The organism is Camelimonas sp. ID_303_24 (assembly GCF_053543495.1).
Map to the genome: position 1 here is coordinate 114,748 of NZ_JBLLJM010000005.1, position 24,006 is coordinate 138,753.

Genomic DNA, 24,006 nt, shown 5'->3' on the forward strand with positions numbered 1-24,006 from the left:
TGTAAATTTAAGTAAAAATATGCAATATCAACAAGATAGAAGACATCCCTGAATCAGCCCGCGAACATCCGCGCCGGACTGGCGCGGTGAATGCCCCCGCGCGCCGGCGATCGCCACAAGAGCGCGCACAGGCGACAGGCCCGGTTTCCCGTGTCCAGCTTGCTCGCGATCCGCGACGCGAGACACCGGGCGCTCTGGCATGGGCGCTTCCGCCAGGAACCATGCGTAACCGCCTCGTGAGCCCCCTGGCGCCGGCGTGCGATTGACCTCTTGCGCATCGGCTGGTTGATTCCAGGCGGACCAGATTCACGACCGGGTCAGGCCACGGCTGGAAAGGAAAACGGCATGCGCCAGACAGGAGCGCTCATCCGCAAGCGCCGCGAGGCGGCGCGCCCGGCAGGCGCCCGCTTCGGCAGCATCAGCCCTGGTTGCGCCAGCCTTCCTCGCATTAGCCTTCCTTGCATTAGCCTTGCCAGCCTCAATCTGGCCTGCCTGTGCCTGGCGCTGGACGCCCAACCGCTTCAGGCCCAGGTCAAGGTCCAGGCCCAGGTCCAGGGCAAGGAGATCCAGCGCCCTGTCGCGGCCGCCGAACGCGCCCAGCAGTTGCAGCACCAGCGGGAACGGTGGGAGGCATTGCCTGAGGCCGATCGCAAGGCGGTGCAGGATTCGCTCGTCTGGCTTGGCCTGTACAATGGCGTGACCGACGGCGCCTTCGGCCAGCGCACCGCCGACGCCATGGCTGCCTTTGAGAAGCGCGAACTGTTGCAACCCGGCGCGGTCATCGCCGGGCCAGGTCTCGCCGTGCTGCGCGCCGCCGCCAACAGACAGAAAGGCGCCGTCGGCTTCACGCTGATCGATGACGCCGCCACGGGCGCGCGCATCGGCGCACCCGCGCGCCTGTTTGACCGCAAGGAAAGCGCCCCTGGCCGCACCCGGCTGTCGTCGTCACGGACCCCGGCCGCGCTAACCCTGTTTGCTGGCGGGACGGAGGATGGCGACCTGGCCGCCTGGTTCGCCCGCGCCACTGGCGCCGCGCCTGGCCGCAAGGTCACCTACAAATTGCTGCGGCCGGATTTCACCGTGGTCACCGGCGATGAGGGCTCCCGCCGCTTCTTCACCCGCGTCGCCGCCGGACCGGACGGGCTGCGCGGCTTCACCTTCGTTTATCCGGTGACTGACGCAGCGGCGATGGACCGGGTGACCATCGCCATCGCCAACAGCTTCGTCCCGTTTGCGGGCAAGCCTGGGGCGATCCCGTCAGGAACCGTTTCGTCAGGCGGCCAAACAGGTCCAGGGGTTCAAGCAGGTCCAGGAGCCCAGACAGGTCCTGGCGTCCATGCAGCCCAACAGGCCGGCGGCGCGGCGGTGGCGTCCCCACTCGTCGGCACAGCCCTGCTGATCGCACCCGGCCGCGCCCTCACCGCCACCGCCGCCTTGCGCGGCTGCAAGGACATCCGCCTTGGCGAAGCGCCCGCCACAGTCACCGCCAGCGACCGCCAGAGCGGCCTCAGCCTGGTTTCCGCCGCTGGCGTCAATCCGGCCAACGCCGGTCCGGTCACGCTTGCGCCGGCTGGCGATGGGCAGGCCAGCGGCAGTCTGGTGCTCGCCGCCTGGACGGCGGACCCGGCTGGCAAGCCGCAGCTTGCCGTGATCCCGGGCCAGCTTCCTGAGGCCGGACAGGCCGGCGGGGTCAACGCCGCGCTCCAGCCTGGCGGCGCCGGCGCCCTGGCGCTGGACCGGACCGGCGCCATCGCCGGCGTCGTCTCCAGCCTGGCGCCCGCGCCGGTTGTTGCCGGCGTGACGCTGGCCGCCGGGCATGCGCTGGCCAATGTCGACAGCGTCCGGCGCCTGCTCGCCGACGCTGGCGTCACGCCGCAGGCCGCAGCGCCGGCAGGCGGCGCGCCAGAAGGCGCCGGCGCCATCGTCGCCCGCTGGCGGGCCCGGCTCGCTCCGGTGTCCTGCCTCGCCCGCTAGAGCCTTTTCCAGTCAAAATGGTTCCAGTCAAAATGGATCGGAAAAGGCTCCTGCATTCCGTCTTTTGAGCGAATTCCAACCGATCAGACGATTCCGTCTGATCGGAAAGCGCTCCAGGACGCCTCCGGATGTGGGCTATATCGTCTGGCCGGTCGGGGTTCGCACAAAACGGAAAACGGCTCCACAAGCCATCCCGGAGGGGAGCCAGCGGCCCTGTCCCTTGACATTTCAGCCCAAAAGTCGCACATGCCGCGTCGTAGCCGCCTGATGCGGCCTGCGGCGTGCGTGCCGCGTGCGTGAAGCTTCTGAAGCATTTTCCACAAATGCGTCATCTGAAGAGACAGGGCAAAACGCCGGTCTGGTTTGACCGGATTTCGCTCGGTCCCGCTTCGCCCCGCCGACGCCCAATTTCTGGACGCCCCACACGCAGGGCGCTCCGCAACGGCTCTTTGTGTCCCGCGGCATCCCGCGCGACCAAGGGCCCCGGAAGCTTTACATTGACATCTTTCAAGGAACTCGGCCTTGCGGCGCCGATCCTCTCGGCGCTGTCTGACGAGGGCTATGCCAATCCCACGCCGATTCAGGCGCAGGCAATCCCCCACGTCATGGCCGGTCGCGACCTCATGGGCATCGCCCAGACCGGCACCGGCAAGACGGCTGCCTTCACCCTCCCGATCCTGCACAATCTCGCCGACGAAAAGGGCCGGACGCCGCCGCGCCAGTGCCGCGTGCTGATCCTGTCGCCGACCCGCGAGCTGGCTGGCCAGATCGCCGATTCCGTGCGCGCCTATTCGCGCCACATGCGCATTTCGGTCGCCACCGTGTTCGGCGGCGTCTCGCACGGCCCCCAGGCCCAGATGCTGCAGCGCGGCGTTGACGTGCTGGTGGCCACCCCCGGCCGCCTGCTCGACCATATGGCGACCGGCTCCCTGCGCCTCGACGGCGTCAAGGTGTTCGTGCTGGACGAAGCCGACCAGATGCTGGACATGGGCTTCATCCACTCCATCCGCAAACTGGTGAAGGCCCTGCCGAAGCAGCGCCAGACCCTGTTCTTCTCGGCCACCATGCCGAAGGAGATCGCGGCCCTGGCCGCCGACATGCTCGACAACCCTGAGCGCGTCGCCGTGGCTCCGGTGTCCAGCACCGCCGAGCGGGTGACGCAGAAGGTGGTGTTCGTCGATGCGGCGCAGAAGCGCGTCGAGCTCGCCCATCTGCTGGCCAACACCTGCGACGGCCGCACCCTGGTGTTCACCCGCACCAAGCACGGCGCCGACCGGGTGGTGCGCCATCTGGAGAGCGCCGGCCTGACGGCGGCGGCGATCCATGGCAACAAGAGCCAGGGTCAGCGCCAGCGCGCCCTCGATGGCTTCAAGGACGGCTCGACCCGCATCCTCGTTGCCACCGATATCGCCGCGCGCGGCATTGACGTGGACGGCGTGACCCACGTCGTCAATTTCGAACTGCCCAACGTGCCGGAAACCTATGTGCACCGCATCGGCCGCACGGCCCGCGCCGGCGCCAGCGGCTCGGCGATCTCGCTGGTTGACCGCGAGGAGCGCGGCCTGCTGCGCCAGATCGAGCGTCTGACCCGCCAGTCGATCCCGGTTGAGCCCCGCGCCACCGAAGACGCCGAGATCGCTCCTGAGGCGCCGCGTCCGCCGCGCCAGCAGCAGCAGCGTCGCCCCCAGGGCGCCGGTCGCGGCGACAACCAGCGCGGCCAGCGCCAGGAAAACCGTGGTCGCGGCGCCGGACAAGGCAATGGCGGCCAGAGCCACGGTGGACAAGGCAACGGCGGTCGCCGCTCCGCGCCGGCCGGCGAAGGCCGTGAGCAGCAGGCGGCGCCCCGCGCCGCCGCGGGTCATGGCCGCGACAACGCCGGCCGCAATGGCGCGCCGCGCCGGGGCGCCCGCCCAGAGGGACGCGGCCAGCCTGGCGCGCGCCGCGAAGGCGGTCGCCATCAGGAAGGCCACGGCGGCGATCTCGCCGGCATCGGCTTCATGAACGGCCCACGCGGCAACCGCTCCTGAAGCGGCCTGCACGGGCGCACATGATAAAGGCGGCGGGCATTCCCGCCGCCTTTTCGTTTTCAGGTCCTGACAGGCCCAGGCGCGCGACCGGCCAGAACTGCTGGCAGGCAGAAACTGCTGACCGGCAGAAACTACTGGCAGGCTGACGCCTCCGGATGGGACGGGCCCACCGGCCTCCCGCGTCACATGAACATCGCCCGCAGATTGTTCGTCAGGCTGCGCCGCGCCGCCGGCTGTTCCAGCGCTTCAAGGAAATCGGCCGCCCACGCGTTGATGTCCTGGCTTCTCAACACGCGCATCATCCGGATGTAGCGCGCCCTGCGCTCTTCCAGCGGCATCTCCAGCGCCTGGCGGATGGCCGCAGCCATGCCTTCGATTTCGTGCGGATTGACCACCAGCGCCCCCTCGCGCAAATCGCGCACCGCGCCAGCGAACCGCGACAGGACCAGCACGCCCGGATCATTGGGGTCCTGGGAGGCCACATATTCCTTGGCCACCAGATTCATGCCGTCGCGCAGCGGCGTCACCAGGCCAACGCGGGCGCAGCGGTAAATGGTGGCCAGCGCCGTGCGGGAATAGCTCTGGTTGATGTAGCGGATGGGCGTCCATGACACGTCGCCCCAGGCGCCGTTGATGTGGCCGACCTTCTCGCTCACCTGCCGGTCCATATCCATGTACTCGGGGATATCCGAACGGCTCTTGGGGGTGATCTGCACATAGCTGACCTTGCCGCGCCACTCCGGATTCTCCGCCAGGAAGCGCTCGTAGGCGTCCAGCCGTCCGGCTATGCCCTTGGAATAGTCGAGGCGATCGACGCCGACCAGCATCGCCGCATTGCCAAGGCTGCCCTTCAGTTCGCGCACGAAGCGCGAGGACGAGGCGCGCCGCGCCGCCTTCATCATCGTCCCGGTGTCGATGCCCACCGGAAAGGCGCCCAGCTGCACGCGCCGGCCGTTGATGTCAAACTGCGAGTTGCCCATGCGGCCGACGCCGCCGGCTTCCTGGAGGTAGCGGGCGAAATTGTCGCGATCATTGGGGGTCTGGAAGCCAACCAGGTCAAAATCGGTCAGCGCCCCCACCACGTCGGCGTGGCGCGGCAGGGCGTGCAGGATTTCCGGCGGCGGCAGCGGAATGTGCAGGAAGAAGCCCATGCGATTGCGGTGGCCCCGTTCGCGCAGGAACCGCGCCAGCGGCATCATGTGGTAATCATGCACCCAGACGACATCGTCCGGCTCCAGAATCTCTGACACCTGCCGGGCGAACCATGCGTTCACCCGCATGTAGCCGGAGAGATCAAGCCGCGAGAATTCGGCCAGATCGACCCGGTAGTGCAGGATCGGCCACAGCACCCGGTTGGCAAACCCGCTGTAATATTCCTGATAATCCGCCGTTGAGAGATCGGTGACGGCGTAAGAGACGCCGCCGCGCGCCATCATCTGGGGCCGCTGGTCAGGATCCTCCGCGACGCGTCCACTCCAGCCGTACCAAAGCCCGGGGCGATTTTTCAGCGCCGCGTGAACGGCCACCGCAAGGCCGCCAGCCTGGGGCTTTCCGCCGGTGGGGGCCGCAACCCTGTTGGATACGACGATGAGGCGCGACAAGGCGTTTCCTCCTGCTCCTGTTTTTCGTGAACACAACGCGCTGGCGGAGGCGTCGCCGCGCCAGCATCTTCCCGCAGGCTGCACAAGAACCGCGACAACAACAGGTCGCGTCCAGATCGCCATGCGTCCGCGGCGGTAATTGCCCGCAAGACCGGAAGGCAGACAGCCGGGTTCCCTCTCGGGACGCGCCTGGCATCTTTAGCTTAACGTTTGGCCCCGGCGGCTGTTCCGCAACCCCGCCGGGAAAATTTCAGCAAATCGCCCAATTGCCGCACAGCTACGCAAGCCTGGCGTTGGGTGCGTCTGCCCCAAACCGCGTGGCGACAGCGGGCCCCCGCTGCATTTCCGCCCGCACCTCAGCGTCGATCCATGCCCGCACGTCAGAGGCGTCATCAAAAATGCGCGTCGCCGGCGCCAGTTCGCGCCCCACCGACCAGGCCATGCCGCCCTTCAGGTTTTTCACCCGCGCGAAAGCGGCGATATCGGTGATGTCATCGCCAATAAACACGGGCTGGCGCCCGGCGAAAGCCGGCAGGCGCATGAACGCCTCCACCGCCGTGCCCTTGTCGACATGGTTGCGCTTGATTTCGTAAACCAGCCGGCCTGGCAGCACCGTCAACCCGGTTTCACCGCTGCGGGCGATGATCGCCTCCAGTTCACGGCGCAATGCGGCGCCCAGGGTTGGCGCGGCGCGATAGTGCACGGCCACGCACACGCCCTTGTCCTCAAGCAGCAGGCCGCGATGCGCCGCGGCCACGCGCTTGAGGTTCTCCATGATCGTCGCCGGCAGCCGCCCGCTGGCGGCCATGAACACCTCTCCGCCCGGCAGCAGACGCAACTCACCGCCATGACAGCCGGAAGCGCGCGGCCTCAGATCGCCAAACAGGCGGTCGATATCGCGCACGCTGCGGCCGCTGACCAGGGCGAGCGCGCCGCCGAACCTGCGGGTAAGCTGTTGCAGACCTGTTTTCAGCGAAGCCGGGACGCTAACCTCGTCCGGTCGCGCGGCAATATCGAGCAGGGTGCCGTCGATATCGAAAAACAGCGCATGGGAAGCGCCGTCGAGGGCAAAATTCTTCATGAGCTCTTTCTGGCGCAGCGCCGGAGCAACATTGTCGCCCTGGCGCGCCGCGCCCAATCCTCCTGTTATATCAATCCGCGCCAGGGAAACCGCGTCAGGGAAACCGTGTCTGGGAAACCGCGTCGAGAAATCGGCGCCAGGGCGTCGCGCGTCGCGGATCAAAGCAGACCTGCGGACGCCGGGCGCGACAGGGCGGGAGAGTCTTGCGTCTTCCCTTCCTGTCCCCCCATGCCTGGAAACCTCCCTTCCTGGAGACTTCCCTTTCTGGAAACTTCCCTTTCTGGAAACTTGCCTTCCTTAAAATTGCCCCTGGCGGCTTGCCATCCCGGTTTCTGGCGACGATGGCGCAGCAATCGCACGCCGAATGAAAGGTTGACGTCCGGAAACGGGCGAATGGACACACGCAAAAATTGGCGCACCGCGGTGCGACAGCATCCGCCCAGAGACGGGCCGCAGCAGAAAAACAACATCTGGCGCGAACCATGTTCTATCCGGCGCAATCATGACCATACCCCAGCATTGTGACAACAATTTTGTTTCACACCCGGCGCCGTATGGGGCGAATTCGCTCAAACATGCGCCGCATCCGCCTGCGAAACCGGCGGGATTGTCATCGCCAATTATTTTCTGATCCCGAAAGCTGACTTGAATGTTTCGCCATATTTGGGCTGGATACATTCATGCCAGATGCCCTTGCGGAAGCCCATTGCGGGCGGACGCCCCTGTGGGAAGACGCCCCTGCGGAGGGATGCGGAGCGGGCCCCATCGGCCGGAGACACGCGCCCCCGGGCCGCATCCGGCGCGGGGCGGCGGACAGCGGGCCCGGATGGCCAGTGAGCCGCGCCCTGGCCTGCCCTGTCGGGCCTGGCTTGCCCCTGGCCTGCCTTGCCCCTGGCCACTGCCGGGGCCAGCAGTGAGGACGACATGATCGATCGCGATGACATCCACTGGTACCGTGACGCCATCATTTACCAGGTGCACGTCAAGTCATTCTTCGATTCAGACAATGACGGGGTGGGCGATTTCGTCGGTCTGACCGCGCGGCTCGACTACATTCGCGAACTGGGCGCCACGGCGATCTGGGTCATGCCGTTTTACCCCTCGCCCCAGCGCGACGACGGCTACGACATCGCCGATTATCGCGGCATCAATCCCGCCTTTGGCCAGATGCGCGATTTCCGCCGCTTCATCCGCGAAGCGCACGCCCGCGGCCTCAGGGTCATCACCGAGCTGGTCATCAACCATACCTCGGACCAGCACCCCTGGTTCCAGCGCGCCCGCACCGCGAAGCCCGGCTCGCCCTGGCGGGATTTCTACGTCTGGTCGGATACGGAAGACCGCTACAAAGACGCGCGCATCATCTTCTGCGACGTGGAGAAATCCAACTGGACCTGGGATGCGACGGCCGGCGCCTATTACTGGCATCGCTTCTATTCGCATCAGCCAGACCTGAATTTCGAGAACCCGCGCGTGCTCGAGGCGGTGATCGAGATCATGGAATACTGGTTCGAGATGGGCGTCGATGGCCTGCGGCTCGACGCCATCTCCTATCTGGTCGAGGCGGAGGGCACCAGTTGCGACAACCTGCCTGGCACCCATGAGGTGATCCGCCAGATCCGCAATTTCATCGACATGCGCTACCCGGACCGCATGCTGCTGGCGGAAGCCAACCTCTGGCCCGAGGGCATCGCCAGATATTTCGGCGAGGGCGACGAATGCCAGATGGCCTTCCACTTCCCGCTGATGCCGCGCATGTACATGGCGGTGGCCAGCGAGGAGCGCCGCCCGATCACCGACATCCTGCGCCAGACGCCGGATATTCCCGAGAACTGCCAGTGGGCGATCTTCCTGCGCAACCATGACGAGCTGACGCTTGAAATGGTGACGCAGCAGGAGCGCGACTATCTGTGGACCATTTACGCCGCCGATGCCCGCGCCCGCCTCAATCTCGGCATCCGCCGCCGCCTCGCGCCGCTGCTGGAAAATGACCGGCGCAAGATCGAGCTGCTGACCAGCCTGCTGCTCTCCATGCCCGGCACGCCGGTGATGTATTACGGCGACGAGATCGGCATGGGCGACAATATCTACCTCGGCGACCGCGACGGCGTGCGCACGCCCATGCAATGGTCGCCAGACCGCAATGGCGGCTTCAGCCGGGCTGATCCCGCCCGGCTGGTGCTGCCGGCGATTCAGGACCCGGTCTATGGCTTCGACGCTGTGAACGTGGAGAGCCAGCGTCGCAATCCCTCCAGCCTGCTCAACTGGATGAAGCGGATCGTGGCGGCGCGGCGCAACACCCGCGCCTTCGGTCGCGGCTCCATGCGCTTCATCTATCCCGACAACCGCAAAATTCTGGCCTATCTGCGCGCCTTCGAGGGCGAGACCATCCTGTGCGTGGCCAATTTGTCGCGCGCTCCCCAGGCCGCCGAAATCGAGCTGCCGGAACTGGCTGGCTGGCGTCTGGTGGAAATGGGCGGCGGGGCCGAATTCCCGCCAGTCAGCGACCTGCCCTACCAGATCACTTTGCCCGCCTACGGCTTCTACTGGTTCCGCATGGAAGCGGCGGCGGTGGTCGACGACCGCTTTGGGCCCCGCCCGCCCCCCGAACTGTTCACCCTGGTGCTGACCGGCGCGCCGCAGGGGCTGTTCGAGGGCCGTGAAGGTGAGGCTCTAACCCGCGAATCCCTGCCGCGTTATCTGGGCGCGCGCCGCTGGTTCACCGGCTCGCGCCTGCGCATCGACGCGACCGCCGTGCGCGACGCCGCCGTTCTGCCCGGGGCCGCCGACGGCAACCTGATGCTGTCGCTGGTCGACGTGACCCTGCGCAGCGGCGAGCAGCGGCAATATTTCATCCCCCTCGCCGTCGATGAGAACGGCGAAAACGAAGCGCTGCTGCCCTACGCCATCGCGCGGTTGCGGCGCGGCGCCCGGATGGGTTTGCTGTATGGCGCTGAAGCTGCCCCCGCCTTCGTCATCGGCATGGTCAGGGCCATGCGCGACAATGCCCGCAGTCCCGGCATGCACGGAGGCGCCATCGAATTCCACGGCGGCGCGGGACTGGAGGATGCGCCGGAACTGGACCCGCACGACCTGTCGCGCATGCGGCTGGACCAAAGCAACACCTCGCTGGCGCTTGGCGCGCGCATGGTGCTGAAGCTCTACCGGCGGCTGCAGCAGGGCGTTCACCCGGAGGAGGAAATGTGCCGCTACCTCACCGGGGTCGCCGGCTTCACCCACACGCCCCGCTATCTCGGCAGCGTCCGCCACGTGGCCGCCGACGGCGTGACGACCACCCTGGCCCTGCTACAGGAATATGTGCGCAACCAGGGCGACGCCTGGGACGTGGCCACCAGCGTGATGCAGCGCGAGATCGAGCATCTGGCGCAATTGCCGGTGGAGGATCGCCCCTCGCCCGAGCAGGCCTTCGAATCCTTCGGCCACTACGCCCACACCATCGGCCAGCGCGTCGGCGAGATGCACGCGGCCCTGGCGCGCCAGACCAGCGATCCGGATTTCGCCCCGGCGCCCATGACCGGCGCCGATGTGGACGCCATCGCCCGCGACGCTCACGAACAGGCGGAAAAGGCTTTCGCGGGTCTGCGCCAGCTCCTTGCGCAACCTGGGCCGGCGCGCGCCGGCGGCGCGGACCACACGCTGCTGGTCAGCGGCCTGCTGGAACGGGAAGGCGCATGCCTGGAGTTGCTCACCGCGCTTGCCGGCGCGGAGCCGCAGGGCGTCTGCATGCGCATCCACGGCGATCTGCACCTGGGGCAGTTCCTGATCGAGCGGGCCGACGTCTTCATCGTCGATTTCGAGGGCCGCGCCGACAGGCCCGTGGCCGAGCGCCGCCGCAAGACCACGCCCATGCGCGACCTCGCCAGCATGCTGCGTTCGGTGTCCTATGTCACAGAGACGGTGTTGCACAACGTCACCCGGCGCATCGCCCATGTGGACGCGGAGCTGGTGGCGGCGGCGCGGAGCTGGCGCGACCTGTCAGCCGCCAGCCTCCGCGAAAGCTACGACGCCGCCATTCGCAGCGCGCCGCTGTGGATTCCCGATGCGGCGGCGCGCGAGCGCCTGCTGCGCCTCTGCCTGCTGGCCAAGGCGCTGCACGAAATCAATCACGAGCTGGAGCACCGCCCCGACTTTCTGCACATTCCCGTCAAGGGCGTCATTGACCTGATCGACCAGGGCGATGGCGGCCTGGCCTGACCCAAGGATCGGGGCAGCGCGCGCAAATCCAACGCGCGCCTTTCGCCTGGCGCGGCATCCCCAACCCGCCCTGGTGGCCGGACCTGATCCGGCCATCGGCAACAACGGCGCGGCCACAACCTGAACTTTATCCATGACGAAAGCCATGGACGCCGGCAACGCGAGCGGCGTGATGCGGCTGTACGTGAGGGGGCCCTGCGGACTGGCAAGCCATCAAACCTGCAAATGCCAGGGCCATTTGCCCGACTAGCCGCCTGCCGCCTGCCGCCTGCCGCCGGTCTCCCATGCCTTTCCCCACTGTTGACGGTCAAAGTCGTTCTGGTTATGCAATATTATAACATTACACATATTGGATGACAGCGATGATCGACAAACGGCTGCCGGCCACCGTGCTTTCCGGCTTTCTCGGAGCCGGCAAAACCACCCTGCTCAACCACATTCTCAACAACCGCGCCGGCCGGCGCGTCGCCGTCATCGTCAACGACATGTCCGAGGTGAACATCGACGCCGACCTGGTCCGAAATGGCGGGGCCAATCTCTCCCGCACGGACGAGGCGCTCGTCGAACTGACCAACGGCTGCATCTGCTGCACCCTGCGCGACGACCTGCTCCAGGAGGTGGCCCGCCTCGCCGCCGATGGACGTTACGACTGCCTGCTGATCGAGGGCACGGGAATCGCCGAGCCCCTCCCCATCGCCGCCACCTTCGATTTTCGTGATGAGAACGGACGCAGCCTCGCCGACATCGCCCGGATCGACGCCATGGTGACGGTGGTCGACGCCCTCAACCTGTTGCGCGATCTTGGCGGCCGCGACCTGCTGGCCGATCGTGGTGAAACCGCCGGCAGCGGCGACGACCGCACCCTGGCTGACCTGATCGTCGACCAGATCGAATTCGCCGACATCGTGATCATCAACAAGGCCGGCGATGCGGGACAGGCGCAGGTGCGCCAGGCGCGCGCCGCCGTGCGCGCGCTCAACCCGGACGCCCGCATCATCGAGACGTCGCATGGCGTCGTGGCGCCAGACGAGTTGCTCGACGTTGGCCTGTTCGATCTGGAGAAGGCCCACGGCCATCCCATGTGGGCAAAGGAGCTCTACGGTTTCGCCGACCACACGCCGGAAACCGAGGAATATGGCGTCGGCCATTTCGTCTTCCGCGCCCCGGAGCCGTTCGCGCCAGCGCTCCTTGATGATTTCCTGCGTCGCGACTGGCCCGGCCTCGTGCGCGCCAAGGGGCATTTCTGGCTGGCGACGCGCCCCGACTGGTGCGGCGAACTGTCGATCGCCGGCGCTGTCTGCCGAACCTCCGGCATGGGCGTCTGGTGGGCCGCGACCCCACCGGCGCGCTGGCCAGGCGACCCGCAATGGCGCGCCGCCGTGCAGCAGCGCTGGCACCCGCTCTATGGCGACCGGCGTCAGGAGCTGGTGTTCATCGGCGTCGGCATGGATGAAGCGGCCATGCGCGCGGCGCTTGCCGCCGCGCTCGCGCCGGCCACAAGCGGCGGGCTCGACAATCCGCAATGGCGCGCCCTGCCAGACCCGTTTCCGGCGTGGCGACGGGCAGCGTAGACGAACGCTCCCTACGCCTCCATTTCAGCCAGCAGCATCTGCATCAGCTCCGCCGCCGGCAAGGCGCGCGCGCGGTGAGCAGCCGCGCCCGCCCACCAGGCGCCGAAGCCATCGGCCTGGCGAGCCGCCGCCAAAGCGAACAGCTTTTTGGTCACGTCATAGGTCAGCGAGTAGTCGGCGGGGGGCGGCGCGCCCGCCGCAGCGCCATGGCGGACCAGGCGGTTGATCAGCCCCCGCGCCGGCCGGCCCGAAATGGCGCTGGTCATGGTGGTGGCGTCGCGCCCCGCGTTGGCCAGCGCCTTGCGGTATCCGGCGCCCGCCGCCGATTCCGGGCAGCCAACGAAAGCCGTGCCCAATTGCGCCGCCGCTGCGCCCGCCTCCAGCGCCCGGCGGATATCGCGCCCGTCCATCAGCCCGCCAGCTGCGATCACCGGCGGAGAACCAGCGTCCAACAACTTGCCGATCAACGCGAAAGTCGTCAGGCGTTCGTCATCGCCATCCGGGTCGAATATGCCGCGATGCCCACCAGCCTCATAGCCCTGGGCGACGATGGCGTTGACGCCAGCGGCTGTAAGGGCCTGCGCTTCGGCCACGCTGGTCGCGGTGGCGAAAATGCTGATCCCGGCCGCGCGCAGCGCCGCCAGCTGCCCCGCTGCCGGCAGGCCAAAATGCAGGCTCACCACAGCGGGGCGCAGCTCCAGCAGCATGGCCGTGGCCGCGTCATTGCCGGTGAATGTGGGATAGACCTCCGCCAGCGTCGCCGGCGGTTCGGCCCCGAACTCCGCGAACAGCGGCGCCAGCCAGGCCAGCCACGCCGCCTCCCGCGCCGCGTCGCGACGCGCCGGCTGGTGACAGAACACGTTGACGTTGAACGGCCGCCCGGTCAGTTCCCGGGTCGCCGCGATCATCCGGGCGGCGTCGGCGATGCTGCTGCCGCCGATGCCAAGCGATCCAAGACCGCCGGCGTTGCAAACGGCGGCGGCCAGCGCGGGCGTCGCCGTCCCGGCCATGGGCGCCTGGATGATGGGATGGATTACACCCGGAACAATCGCCTGCATCACCGCACCCCCCCATTTTCGGGATGACTCACGCGTCCTCCCGGCCGGCGCGAGGATAGGCCGGAAACGCAGCCGCCGTCATCCGCCTTCGCCCGCGCGGCGTTGGCGCGCGACGTGGGCCGCGGCGGCGGAGCCCTGTCATGAAGCCGTTGCGGCGGGAGCATGCACGGGATCCGCACCACCGGACCACTCCACCCCGGACCATTCCACCCTGGTCCAGTTTTGGCGGATTTTGACGCGAGCCCGCCATCAAAAAAGCCGGCCAGACGTTTCTGGCCGGCGCGCGCACCGTCTTCCTTTTGCATGCGCATTCTGACGCGCCATGGTCCCGGTCAAACGGGGAAAGCGCATGGCGCGCTCTGGCGACCGCAGTTCGCCGGAGGCGCGCCAACACCGGGACTGAGCGCATCTTCCTGACGGAAAGCGCCTTAACGGCACACTCGCACGGAACGGCCCCATGGGTCGGTGCGCCACCAGCAGCGCGGCGGCGGCGGACGGTAGCCATAACCATACGCCGGCGGCGGCGGACGGTAGCCGTAGGGCGGCAACCCGTAACCATAGGGCGGCGGACCATAACCTGGCCGCGGGCCATAGCCTGGCGGCCGCCCCATGGGACGGCAGTTGCCCCATGCATCACGGCCCCAGCCAGGTCCACAGCCCTGGGCCGCAAGCTCCACATGCGCCGGGCCATCCATGGGCGCCGGCGCGGCAGGCATGGCCATTGCGGCGCCGCCCAGCGTGACTGACGCACAGGCGGAAACCAGCAAGGTACGAAATCCTGTCATTCTCTGACCTCCAGATGCGTGGCAACGCGAACACAGCCGCCTGGCGGGAGCAGCGCCCGCCGCCCGGCCCCTCTCCTGTGAAGTAGAAACCGCCTCATGTCAGGAAACGTGAAATCCCGGAAAAGCGAAGCAAGATCCCGATCTGGCCTGACCAGATTTTGCCTGCATCTCCCGGCGCGTCTTTGCATTGCCTGCAACACCGAACATACAGCAGCTCGCCTGGCGAAATTATGCCATCAGTGTGCGGCTGACGGACATATTCACAGGCAGACCGTCCAGCCATATTACACTGATTTTGCTGATACAATTCGAGGCGTCCGGCCAGTTTTCACATCACCGTGACCGCCGCGCCAGAAATTCGCCATCAGTATTGTCCGAAACCCCCGCGCGTCGACTTCCGCTTTTGCCAGAAATACACGCCGGCGATGCAGGCAATGGTCACCGCGGCGGCGGTCAGCAGCAGCGAGATTCGCTCCAGCCAGAGGACGCCAGGAATGGCGAGCGCCAGCAGCAGGCCAACCAGGCCGATCTGCCACGACGCCAGATGCACGCCGGCCAGCAGCGTGCCGATCGCCAGCAGGCCCAACACCGCGAGGCCCAGCGCCATCGGCGTCATCGCCGACATCACGTCGTGGTAAAACAGGGTGCGCATGGCGATGATGATGATCAGCCAGTGCGCGCCCTGGCGGACCGCCATGGCGATCTTGTCGCCGCGATAGACCTGCGCGCCCCATTCGCTGACAATGCAGACGCCTGCGAAGGCCACCGCCGTGATCTGCCAGTATATGGCCGAGAAGCCTGGCGTCAGGCTGGTCAGAACCATGCCCGCGAACACCAGCAGCAACATGATCACGTAAGGCGCCTGCGCCGCCCAGAAACTGGCTTTGCTGGCCGGCTGCGGATCAATGTCCAGCGGCGTTCCGCTCATGGCGACTCTCCTTGTGCGTCATTGTTCAGGGCGGCGGGAGAATTCCCTTGCCTGCCCTCGCCGACGATCACACCGTCGGCAATCTCTGGCAAGCAGGCGCGCCCCTGACATGGGCGCCACACACAACTCTGGATGTAAAAAAGGCGCCGGCCCTTGCAGGCCGGCGCCAGAATTGCTCGCTTCCATCGCGCGTCACCGCCCCCGTACCTGGGGACGCGGGACGCGTGGAAAGTCAGGCGACCTCGAACAGGCCGGCCGCGCCCATGCCGCCGCCGACGCACATGGTGCAGACGACGTATTTGGCGCCGCGGCGCTTGCCCTCGATCAGCGCGTGGCCAACCATGCGGGCGCCGGACATGCCGTAAGGATGACCGATCGAAATGGCGCCGCCATTGACGTTGAGCAGTTCATCCGGGATGCCGAGCTGGTCGCGGCAATACAGCACCTGCACCGCGAAGGCCTCGTTCAGCTCCCACAGGCCAATGTCCTCGACCTTCAGGCCATGGGCCTTCAGCAGCTTCGGCACGGCGAACACCGGGCCAATGCCCATCTCGTCCGGCTCGCAACCAGCGACGGCCATGCCGCGATAGATGCCGAGCGGCTGCAGGCCGCGCTTCTCGGCGAGGCGCGATTCCATCAGCACGGCGGCGGAGGCGCCGTCGGACAGCTGCGAGGCATTGCCGGCGGTGATGTGCTTGCCTTCCTTGATCACCATGCCGCCCTTGAACACCGGCTGCAGCTGCGCAAGGTTCTCATAGCTGGTGCCAGGGCGGTTGCCCTCATCCTTGTCCAGGGTGACGGCGACGTCCTTGACCTCGCCAGAGACCTTGTCCTGCACCTTCATGACCGAGGCGAGTGGAACGATCTCGTCCTTGAACTTGCCTGCGGCCTGGGCGGCGGCGGTGCGGTCCTGCGACTGGGCGGCGTAACGGTCCTGGGCTTCGCGCGAAATCTTGTAGCGCTCGCCAACCGTCTCGGCGGTTTCCAGCATGCTCATGTAGATGGCCGGCAGATGCTCGACCAGCCACGGATCGCGGGCGCGATAGTGATTCTGCTTGTCGTTCTGCACCAGCGAGATCGAGTCGAGGCCGCCGCCGACCACCACGTCCATGCCGTCGGAAATGATCTGCTTGGCGGCGGTGGCGATGGCCATCATGCCCGAGGCGCACTGGCGGTCGAGCGACATGCCGGCGACCGTCACCGGCAGACCGGCGCGCATGGCGGACTGGCGGGCGACATTGAGCCCCTGAGCGCCCTGCTGCATGGCGGCGCCCATCACCACGTCCTGGATCTCGGCCGGGTCGACCTTTGCCCGCGACACCGCGTGCCGGATGGCGTGCCCGCCCAGCTCTTGCGACTGGGTGTCGTTGAACGCGCCGCGATAGGCCTTGCCGATGGGCGTGCGCGCCGTTGAAACGATGACTGCCTCTCTCATGGCGTCTTCCTCCAGTTCGTTGAAGTGGGGTGGGATGATGCGCGGGATGATGCTTCCGGCGCGTCTCCCATCTTTTCCGCTGTCACGCTATAGCACTTTTGGGTGAAGCGGGCGCTGTGCAACAGGCGTCCGCTTCCTCACGTCCCTGTGCATCAGGGCAAGATCCACGCATCCGGAAGCGAATGCCAGAGTCTTTCCCTGCATTGGAGCGCTTTCCGACCAGAATTCGCTCAACCAGGGAGGGCTGTAGCCGTTTGCGATCCAGATTGATCGAAAACTGCTCCAACCCATCTTCTGCCCGCGAAGCGACCGTCACTTCGCGGGAAAAGCCTCAGCCGCGCTTGGGCAGCGCGATGCCCTGGGCGGCGGCCGCGAGGGTGACGAAGTTCGCCGTCTGCTCGCCGGCCCCGGACACTTCGCGCTGGCCTTCCGGACTGGTGATCTCGGCCCAGTGCGCCGCCACGCCTTCAGGCGTGTTCTCTTCCGGCTTCAGGTAAGCGCCGCGGGTCTGGTAGATGCGGGTCTGGGCGTAGACGCCAGCCGCCGCCTCAAGAACGACCTTCGAGGGCGCATCCTCGCTGACCAGATACAGCACGCCCGGCGAGATCATTTCCGGCGTCATCATCGCCAGCATCTGGGGAGCCATCAGCTCTTCCGTCATGCGGGTGGCGGCGGCCGGCGCCAGGGTGTTGATGCGGATGTTCTTCGACGCGCCTTCCTGGTGCAGCACGTTCATCAGACCAAGCATCGAGGCCTTGGCGGCGCCATAGTTGGCCTGGCCGAAGTTGCCATAGATGCCCGAGGCCGAGGCCGTGACCAGAATGCGGCCATAGTTCTGCTCGCGCATGATCTCCCACACCGCCTTGGTGCAGTTGACCGTGCCCATCAGATGCACGTCGATGACCTTCCAGAAGTCATCAAGGGTCATCTTGGAAAAGGTCTTGTCGCGCAGGATGCCGGCGTTGTTGATCAGGATGTCGACGCGACCCCACTTCGCCTTCGCCTCCGCGACCATGGCCTCGACCTGGGCCATATTGGAAACGTCGGCGCCATTGGCGATCGCCTCGCCGCCAGCAGCGACGATTTCCGCCACCACGCTCTCCGCCGCCGCCGTGCTGCCGCCCGTGCCGTCGCGGGCGCCGCCGAAGTCGTTCACCACCACCTTCGCGCCGCGGGCGGCCAGCGCCAGCGCGTGCGAGCGCCCCAGGCCGTTGCCTGCGCCCGTCACGATGGCGACGCGATTGTCAAAACGGATGCTCATCTTGTTTCAGATCCCTGATCCTGTCGCCGCATCTGGCGTGACGGTTGCCATACGCCGCCCGCGGCCGGGTTCACGCCGCCGGCCGGAAAACCGGCGACGCGCCTGATGTATCAGCTTTCGTTGCGCTGCTGACCGGAAATGCTGATGCGGCCGCAACGCCGCGATGCGCCTCCCGGTTCATGGTTCCTTCGGGCCCCAACGTCATCACACGCCAGAAGGAGCCATGAACCGAAAAAGCAAAAACCGGGAATGCATAATCCGTGAAGGCGGGAAACGGGGCGAATGCGTGAGGCCGAAATGGCGGAAAACCAACGCCCCGCCTGACCGGCCTGCCCCCGCCGCGACGTCCCGCAAGCCTGGCCCTGGATGCAGGCCGGGGCGCGCGAGCAGCGCGCATGAGGCGCCGAAACGCGAGGCGGGGCGCTTCCTGGCCATGACCAGACCCACGGCCAATGGATGCGCCCCAATTCACATGATTTCCTGGTTCAGCTGATGAAGCTCATGCCGAGCCATTCGGCGATCAGGGCCGGCTTGTCCTCACCCTCGATCTCCACCGTCACTTCGTGCTTGAGCAGAATCTGCGTCGGCGACTTGCGGGTGAATTCCTTGAGGACGAAGCGACCGCGCACACGCTTGCCCGACTTGACCGGCGCAAGGAAGCGCAGCTTGTCGAGGCCGTAGTTGACGCCCATGGTGCGGCCCTTGATGCCCGGCAGCACTTCATAGGACATCGGCACCATCAGCGACATGGTGAGGAAGCCGTGGGCAATGGTCGAGCCGAAAGGCGTCTTCGCGGCGGCCTCCGGATTGACGTGGATGAACTGCCAGTCCTCGGTCACGTCAGCGAACTGGTCGATGCGCTTCTGATCAACCTCGATCCAGCGCGACACGCCGACTTCCTTGCCGACCATGGCTTCCAGTTCGTCAGGCGTCAGCTCGACCTTGGTTCCGGCCGAATTGTCCGTGCGTGCTGCTGCATTGGTCATGTTGTTTCCTCCCAAGGGCCTCATCTCGCCCATTTCAGGCATTTTCTGACAGGCTCGTGCGTCCGGGGCGGCCTGGAGCGCGTCCCCTGTGAGGGAAGCATTCCCCGGAGAAAGCCGCCGCCCGCCGCTGCAAATCCTGCATAGAATATACCAAATCCCGAGTCCACGACCCAGATCCACGGCCCAGATCCACGGCACAAGCCCAGGACCCAGGTCCAGGACCCCAAGTCCAGCAGCTGGATTGCAACCCGCTGCGGCGCGCAGGACGCCCCCGCCGCGCCTGACCGGCATACATGAGCCCCCGCCCCGAAAAAACCCGTCAGCTCCCCATCTTCGTCCAAAGACCAGGCCCGCAAGATCTTCCAGCTGTTGACGGCTCCAGGCCGCGCCAGGGTCGGCAAACAACAACGGCGGCGGCCAATGCCGCCGCCGTCATTCCAGCCTCCTGACGCGTCAGGACGACCTGCTCAAGCGCATTACTTCTTCGCCACCAGCGGGCAGCCGCCCTCATCAAGCGGGCGGAAAGCCTGCTCGCCCGGGATGGTCGCCAGCACCTTGTACAGATCCCATTCGCCCTTCGATTCCTCAGGCTTCTTCACCTCGAAGAGGTACATGTCGTGGATGGCCCGGCCGTCGGGACGGATGTAACCCTTGCCGACCAGCGGATCGTCGATCGGCGTCTCCTTCATTTTGGCCATCACGGCCTTCGGATCCTTGCTCTTCAACGCATCGACCGCCTTGAGGTAATGCAGCACTGAACCATAAACGCCGGCATGGACGCTGGTCGGCATCTTGCCGCCGAACTTTGCCCCGAAGCGCTTGGAGAAATCACGGGTCTTGTCGTTGAGATCCCAGTAGAACGCCTCGGTCAGCACCAGGCCCTGCGCGGTCTTGGTCCCCAGCGAATGAATGTCCGACGAGAAGATCAGCATGCCGGCGAGCGCCTGGCCGCCCTTGGTCAGGCCAAACTCGCCCGCCTGCTTGATGGCGTTGATGGTGTCGCCGCCGGCATTGGCCAGCGCCACCACCTTCGCCTTGGAGGCCTGGGCCTGCAGCAATTGCGAGGAGAAATCGGCGTTGCTGAGCGGATGCTTCACCGAGCCCAGCACCTTGCCGCCCGAAGTCTTGATGACATTCGAGGCGTCGCGCTCCAGCGCGTGGCCAAAGGCATAATCGGCGGTGACGAAAAACCAGGTGTCGCCGCCGCGCTTGATCATCGCCCGCGCGGTGCCATTGGAAAGGGCCGCCGTGTCATAGGTCCAGTGCACCGTATTGGGCGAACAGTTCTTGCCCGTGAGGTCAGACGATCCCGCGCCCGAATTCAGATGCACCCGGTTTTTATCGCGCACGATCTCATTGACGGCCAGCGCCACGGAAGACGTCGGCACGTCGGCGATGACATCGACGCCGTCCTGGTCGATCCACTGGCGGGCGATGGTCGAACCCACGTCAGGCTTGTTCTGGTGGTCGCCGGTGAGAACCTCGACCTTGAGCCCCTTCTCGGCCGCCTTGAAATCCTCCACCGCCATCCGGGCCGCCACGGCGGAGCCTTCGCCGGTCACGTCCGAATAGATGCCTGAACGGTCGTTGAGCACGCCGATCTTGATGGGAATCGCACCCTGCGCGCTGGCCTCGCCAGCCCCGATGGCGGCGAGGGACACCGCGCCCAGCAGCGCTCCCGCCAGCACCAGACGGCGCGAGGCAAGAGGCCGTTTCCACGACTTGCCTGAATAAATCCGTTCATTGTTCACGACAGCACTCCCTCCTGGCGTCGCACTACCGGCAACGTCAAAAAGCATTGATGGCCCAAAGACCGTCATGGCCTGGAGCCAGCTTTCATCACCCGTTGTCCAGATTTCCCGGAGGCCTGAGAAACAGTCGCGCGCGAAATACATGCGCGCCAACTGTCAACGCCCCTCTTTCTATCCAAACTGTCGCAGAGCCGGATGGCGGTCAATTTAAACCATCGTTGTAAGCCTTCCCGCCGTTTCGCCCGCGAAGACCGCCCTTTGGCGGAGCCGGCGCCGATCCGGGTCCGTTTGCCGGGAGGCCGGAGCGGCCCTAATATTGTGATCGCGCCGGGCCCCTCGACATGTGCGCCCGGCCCTCCCATTGTCATGTTTTGGCGTCAGGAATCGGATGCATTGGACATCGCATGATTTGAACGATGTCCAGACAGCGCGTTCCCGGAGCTGCTCCCTGGCGGGAGCGTCTCACGCGTCTGGAAAGACCGGAAAGAAAGCGATCGCATGAACCCACTCAAAACGCTGTCAGATTTCGGGCAGGCTGCATGGCTGGACTTTCTCGCCCGCAGCTTCATCGAGAAGGGCGACCTCAAGCGGCTCGTTGACCAGGACGCCCTGCGCGGCGTGACCTCCAACCCCGCCATTTTCGAGAAGGCCATCGCTGACACCGATGAGTATGATTCCGCGGTCGCCAGCTTTCTCGCCGGCGACGACGCGTCGGTTTCCACGCTTTATGATCACCTGTCGATGCAGGACATCCGCCGGGCGACGGACGTGCTGCGCCCGGTCTATGATTCGACCGACGGCGCGGACGGTTACGTCAGCCTCGAGGTCTCGCCCTATCTCGCCAACGACACCGAAGGCACCATCGCCGAGGCCCGCCGTTTCTGGGCCGAAGTGGACCGTCCCAACCTGATGGTGAAGGTGCCCGCGACGGCGGCGGGCGTGCCGGCGATCCGCACGTTGATCAGCGAAGGCATCAATATCAACGTCACCCTGCTGTTCTCGCAAACCGCCTACGAGCAGGTGGCCATCGCCTATATCGATGGTCTGCGCGAGCGGCTGCGCAAGGGCGGCGACATCAGCCGGATCGCCAGCGTCGCCAGCTTCTTCATCAGCCGCATCGACGTGGCGGTGGACAAGCTGCTTGAGGCGAAAATGGCCGCGGCGCCCGCGGACGCGGAGCGCATCGGCGCCCTGCGCGGCGAGGTCGCCATCGCCAATGGCAAGCAGGCATACCAGCGCTACAAGCGCCTGTTCGGGCCGGATTTCGATGATTTGCGCGCCGCCGGCGCGCGACCGCAGCGCCTGCTCTGGGCCTCCACAGGCACGAAGAACAAGGCCTACAGCGACGTTCTCTACATCGACGAACTGATCGGCCCGGACACGGTGAACACCATGCCGCCGGCCACCATGGACGCTTTCCGCGACCACGGCCACGTCGCCTACACCCTGGAGGCGGACGTCAGCGGGGCGGACGCGGTGATGCGCGCCATCGCCGACCTGGGGATCGACATTGAAGTGGTGGCCCATGAGCTGGTGGTCGACGGCGTGCGCCTGTTCGCCGACGCCGCCGACAAGCTGCTGGGCTCGGTGGCGCGCAAACGCCTCGCCGCGCTCGGCGACAAGGTCAACGCCCAGAGCCTCGCCCTGCCGCAGGATCTGGCCGACGCCGTTTCTGGCCTCACCGAAGACTGGCGCGCCTCCGGCGCCATCCGCCGCCTGTGGGCTGGCGACGCCAGCCTGTGGACCAACTCGGGCGAGGACAAATGGCTCGGCTGGCTGCGCGTGGTCGAAACCGAAACCGGCCGCATTGATGAACTCATCAAGTTTCAGCGGGACGTGGCCGAGCTGGAATTCGCCGACGCGCTGCTGATCGGCATGGGCGGCTCCAGCCTCGGGCCGGAGGTGCTGGCCCAGACTTTCGGCGCCCCCGGCCGCGCCGCGCGGCTGCATGTCATAGACTCCACCGACCCGGAGCAGATCGCCGCGATTGAAGCCCGCATCAATCTGAAGCGCACCCTGTTCATCGTCGCCAGCAAGTCGGGGGGCACGCTCGAGCCAAACATTCTCAAGGATTATTTCTACGAGAAGGTCGCCGCCGCCCTGGGGCGCGGCGAGGTTGGCAGCCGTTTCGTCGCCATCACCGATCCTGGCTCCTCCATGGAGGAAGCGGCGAAGGCCGCCTCGTTCTGGCGCACGTTCCATGGCGAGCCCAGCATCGGCGGCCGCTATGCGGTGCTGTCGCGTTTCGGCCTTGCGCCCGCCGCCGTCACCGGCATGAACCTGCGGATGTTCCTGCAGAACGCCCAGACCATGGCCTGGACCTGTGGGCCGGACGCCCCGCCCGCCGACAACCCGGGCGTGCAACTTGGCCTGATGCTGGGCGCCGCCGGCCGCGCTGGCCGTGACAAGGTCACGCTGATCGCCTCGCCGGCCATCCGCACCTTCGGCGCCTGGGCGGAGCAACTCATCGCCGAATCCACCGGCAAGCAGGGCAAGGGCCTGATTCCGGTCGACAACGAGCCGACGGCGGATCTGTCGGCCTATGGCGCCGATCGGGTTTTCATCTATCTGCGGCTGCGCAAGGCCTCGAACCTGGCCCAGGATGAGTTCGTGGCGGCGCTGGAGCGCGCTGGCCACCCGGTGGCGCGCATCGACGTCGCGTCTCCGGATCGCATCATCCAGGAGTTCTTCCGCTTCGAGATCGCCACGGCGGTCGCTGGCGCGGTCATCGGCATCAACCCGTTCGACCAGCCGGACGTGGAGGCCAGCAAGATCAGGACCCGCGAGCTGAGCGCCGCCATCGAGCAGACCGGCGCCCTCCCTGTCCAGCAGCCGACGGCGCAGGTCGGGCAGTTCACGCTCTACGCCGACGCCGCCGGCGCCGGCGACATCGCCGGCGGCGCCCGCTCGGGCGGCCTTGCCGGCGCGCTCAACGCCCATTTCAGCCGGGCCGCCCCTGGCGATTACGTGGCGCTGCTGGCCTATCTGGACCGCAACGAGGCGAACGCCGAGGTCTTGCAGGGCGCCCGCAAGGCGCTGCTGGAGCGCCGCCGCGTCGCCACCTGCCTCGGCTTTGGGCCACGGTTCCTGCATTCGACCGGCCAGGCCTACAAGGGCGGACCCAACACCGGCGTGTTCCTGCAAATCACCGCCGATCACGCCGGAGACCTGCCGGTGCCGGGGCGCAAGCTCAGCTTCGCGCAGGTCGAGGCGGCGCAGGCCGCCGGCGATCTGGCCGTGCTGGAGGAGCGCGGCCGCCGCGTCCTCCGCGTCCACATCAGCGGCGACATCGCGGAAGGTCTGCGGCAGATCACTGAAGCGGTTCGCTAGAGCGCT

Annotated in this window: 14 protein-coding genes; 5 read left to right on the forward strand and 9 right to left on the reverse strand. The window is 66.6% G+C overall.

The window, feature by feature from the left end; genetic code table 11:
• Positions 1-345: 345 nt before the first annotated feature.
• Both ACERNI_RS06250 and ACERNI_RS06255 read left to right on the forward strand, forming a co-directional pair.
• Positions 346-1,974: a peptidoglycan-binding protein gene (locus tag ACERNI_RS06250; protein ID WP_448832419.1), complete on the forward strand. Its 1,629-nt coding sequence runs from the start codon at positions 346-348 to the stop codon at positions 1,972-1,974.
• Between the two features lie 497 nt (positions 1,975-2,471).
• A complete protein-coding gene (locus ACERNI_RS06255) occupies positions 2,472-4,001 on the forward strand; it encodes a DEAD/DEAH box helicase (protein ID WP_448832420.1) in 1,530 nt (509 codons plus the stop codon).
• A gap of 182 nt (positions 4,002-4,183) precedes the next feature.
• Here the strand turns inward: ACERNI_RS06255 and otsA are convergent, their stop codons facing one another.
• A complete protein-coding gene (otsA, locus tag ACERNI_RS06260) occupies positions 4,184-5,602 on the reverse strand; it encodes an alpha,alpha-trehalose-phosphate synthase (UDP-forming) (RefSeq protein WP_448832421.1) in 1,419 nt (472 codons plus the stop codon).
• 277 nt (positions 5,603-5,879) lie between these two features.
• Positions 5,880-6,683, reverse strand: coding sequence for a trehalose-phosphatase (otsB, locus tag ACERNI_RS06265; RefSeq protein WP_448832422.1), 804 nt, complete (start codon positions 6,681-6,683; stop codon positions 5,880-5,882).
• A gap of 924 nt (positions 6,684-7,607) precedes the next feature.
• On the opposite strand from otsB, the gene treS reads away from it, so the two are divergent.
• Both treS and ACERNI_RS06275 read left to right on the forward strand, forming a co-directional pair.
• On the forward strand, positions 7,608-10,895 hold the full coding sequence (treS, locus tag ACERNI_RS06270) for a maltose alpha-D-glucosyltransferase (protein ID WP_448832423.1): 3,288 nt from the start codon (positions 7,608-7,610) through the stop codon (positions 10,893-10,895).
• A gap of 362 nt (positions 10,896-11,257) precedes the next feature.
• On the forward strand, positions 11,258-12,466 hold the full coding sequence (locus ACERNI_RS06275; RefSeq protein WP_448832424.1) for a GTP-binding protein: 1,209 nt from the start codon (positions 11,258-11,260) through the stop codon (positions 12,464-12,466).
• 11 nt (positions 12,467-12,477) lie between these two features.
• Here ACERNI_RS06275 and ACERNI_RS06280 read toward each other — a convergent pair whose 3' ends face one another.
• The 7 genes from ACERNI_RS06280 to ACERNI_RS06310 form a co-directional block, all read right to left on the reverse strand.
• Positions 12,478-13,524 (reverse strand): NAD(P)H-dependent flavin oxidoreductase, encoded by a 1,047-nt coding sequence (locus ACERNI_RS06280; protein WP_448832425.1) that lies wholly within the window; start codon positions 13,522-13,524, stop codon positions 12,478-12,480.
• A gap of 428 nt (positions 13,525-13,952) precedes the next feature.
• On the reverse strand, positions 13,953-14,309 hold the full coding sequence (locus ACERNI_RS06285; RefSeq protein WP_448832426.1) for a GCG_CRPN prefix-to-repeats domain-containing protein: 357 nt from the start codon (positions 14,307-14,309) through the stop codon (positions 13,953-13,955).
• A 364-nt stretch (positions 14,310-14,673) separates the two neighbouring features.
• Positions 14,674-15,237 (reverse strand): hypothetical protein, encoded by a 564-nt coding sequence (locus tag ACERNI_RS06290; protein ID WP_448832427.1) that lies wholly within the window; start codon positions 15,235-15,237, stop codon positions 14,674-14,676.
• Positions 15,238-15,469: 232 nt separating this feature from the next.
• Positions 15,470-16,672: an acetyl-CoA C-acyltransferase gene (locus tag ACERNI_RS06295; RefSeq protein WP_448832428.1), complete on the reverse strand. Its 1,203-nt coding sequence runs from the start codon at positions 16,670-16,672 to the stop codon at positions 15,470-15,472.
• 331 nt (positions 16,673-17,003) lie between these two features.
• Positions 17,004-17,933: an SDR family NAD(P)-dependent oxidoreductase gene (locus ACERNI_RS06300; RefSeq protein WP_448832429.1), complete on the reverse strand. Its 930-nt coding sequence runs from the start codon at positions 17,931-17,933 to the stop codon at positions 17,004-17,006.
• Positions 17,934-18,418: 485 nt separating this feature from the next.
• Positions 18,419-18,844: a MaoC family dehydratase gene (locus tag ACERNI_RS06305; protein WP_448832827.1), complete on the reverse strand. Its 426-nt coding sequence runs from the start codon at positions 18,842-18,844 to the stop codon at positions 18,419-18,421.
• A gap of 551 nt (positions 18,845-19,395) precedes the next feature.
• Entirely contained in the window at positions 19,396-20,610 is a 1,215-nt protein-coding gene (locus ACERNI_RS06310) for an ABC transporter substrate-binding protein (protein ID WP_448832828.1), read from the reverse strand.
• A 558-nt stretch (positions 20,611-21,168) separates the two neighbouring features.
• Between ACERNI_RS06310 and ACERNI_RS06315 the strand changes: the two genes are divergently transcribed.
• Complete coding sequence (locus tag ACERNI_RS06315; RefSeq protein ID WP_448832430.1) at positions 21,169-24,000, forward strand: bifunctional transaldolase/phosoglucose isomerase; 2,832 nt, start codon at positions 21,169-21,171, stop codon at positions 23,998-24,000.
• Positions 24,001-24,006: the final 6 nt, after the last annotated feature.

Excerpts from the sequence above, each read along its gene's own strand:
- ACERNI_RS06250 (WP_448832419.1), top strand. The coding sequence starts at position 346 with ATGCGCCAGACAGGAGCGCTCATCCGCAAGCGCCGCGAGGCGGCGCGC.
- otsB (WP_448832422.1), bottom strand. The coding sequence starts at position 6,683 with ATGAAGAATTTTGCCCTCGACGGCGCTTCCCATGCGCTGTTTTTCGAT.
- treS (WP_448832423.1), top strand. The coding sequence starts at position 7,608 with ATGATCGATCGCGATGACATCCACTGGTACCGTGACGCCATCATTTAC.
- ACERNI_RS06275 (WP_448832424.1), top strand. The coding sequence starts at position 11,258 with ATGATCGACAAACGGCTGCCGGCCACCGTGCTTTCCGGCTTTCTCGGA.
- ACERNI_RS06280 (WP_448832425.1), bottom strand. The coding sequence starts at position 13,524 with ATGCAGGCGATTGTTCCGGGTGTAATCCATCCCATCATCCAGGCGCCC.
- ACERNI_RS06285 (WP_448832426.1), bottom strand. The coding sequence starts at position 14,309 with ATGACAGGATTTCGTACCTTGCTGGTTTCCGCCTGTGCGTCAGTCACG.
- ACERNI_RS06290 (WP_448832427.1), bottom strand. The coding sequence starts at position 15,237 with ATGAGCGGAACGCCGCTGGACATTGATCCGCAGCCGGCCAGCAAAGCC.
- ACERNI_RS06295 (WP_448832428.1), bottom strand. The coding sequence starts at position 16,672 with ATGAGAGAGGCAGTCATCGTTTCAACGGCGCGCACGCCCATCGGCAAG.
- ACERNI_RS06300 (WP_448832429.1), bottom strand. The coding sequence starts at position 17,933 with ATGAGCATCCGTTTTGACAATCGCGTCGCCATCGTGACGGGCGCAGGC.
- ACERNI_RS06305 (WP_448832827.1), bottom strand. The coding sequence starts at position 18,844 with ATGGTCGGCAAGGAAGTCGGCGTGTCGCGCTGGATCGAGGTTGATCAG.
- ACERNI_RS06315 (WP_448832430.1), top strand. The coding sequence starts at position 21,169 with ATGAACCCACTCAAAACGCTGTCAGATTTCGGGCAGGCTGCATGGCTG.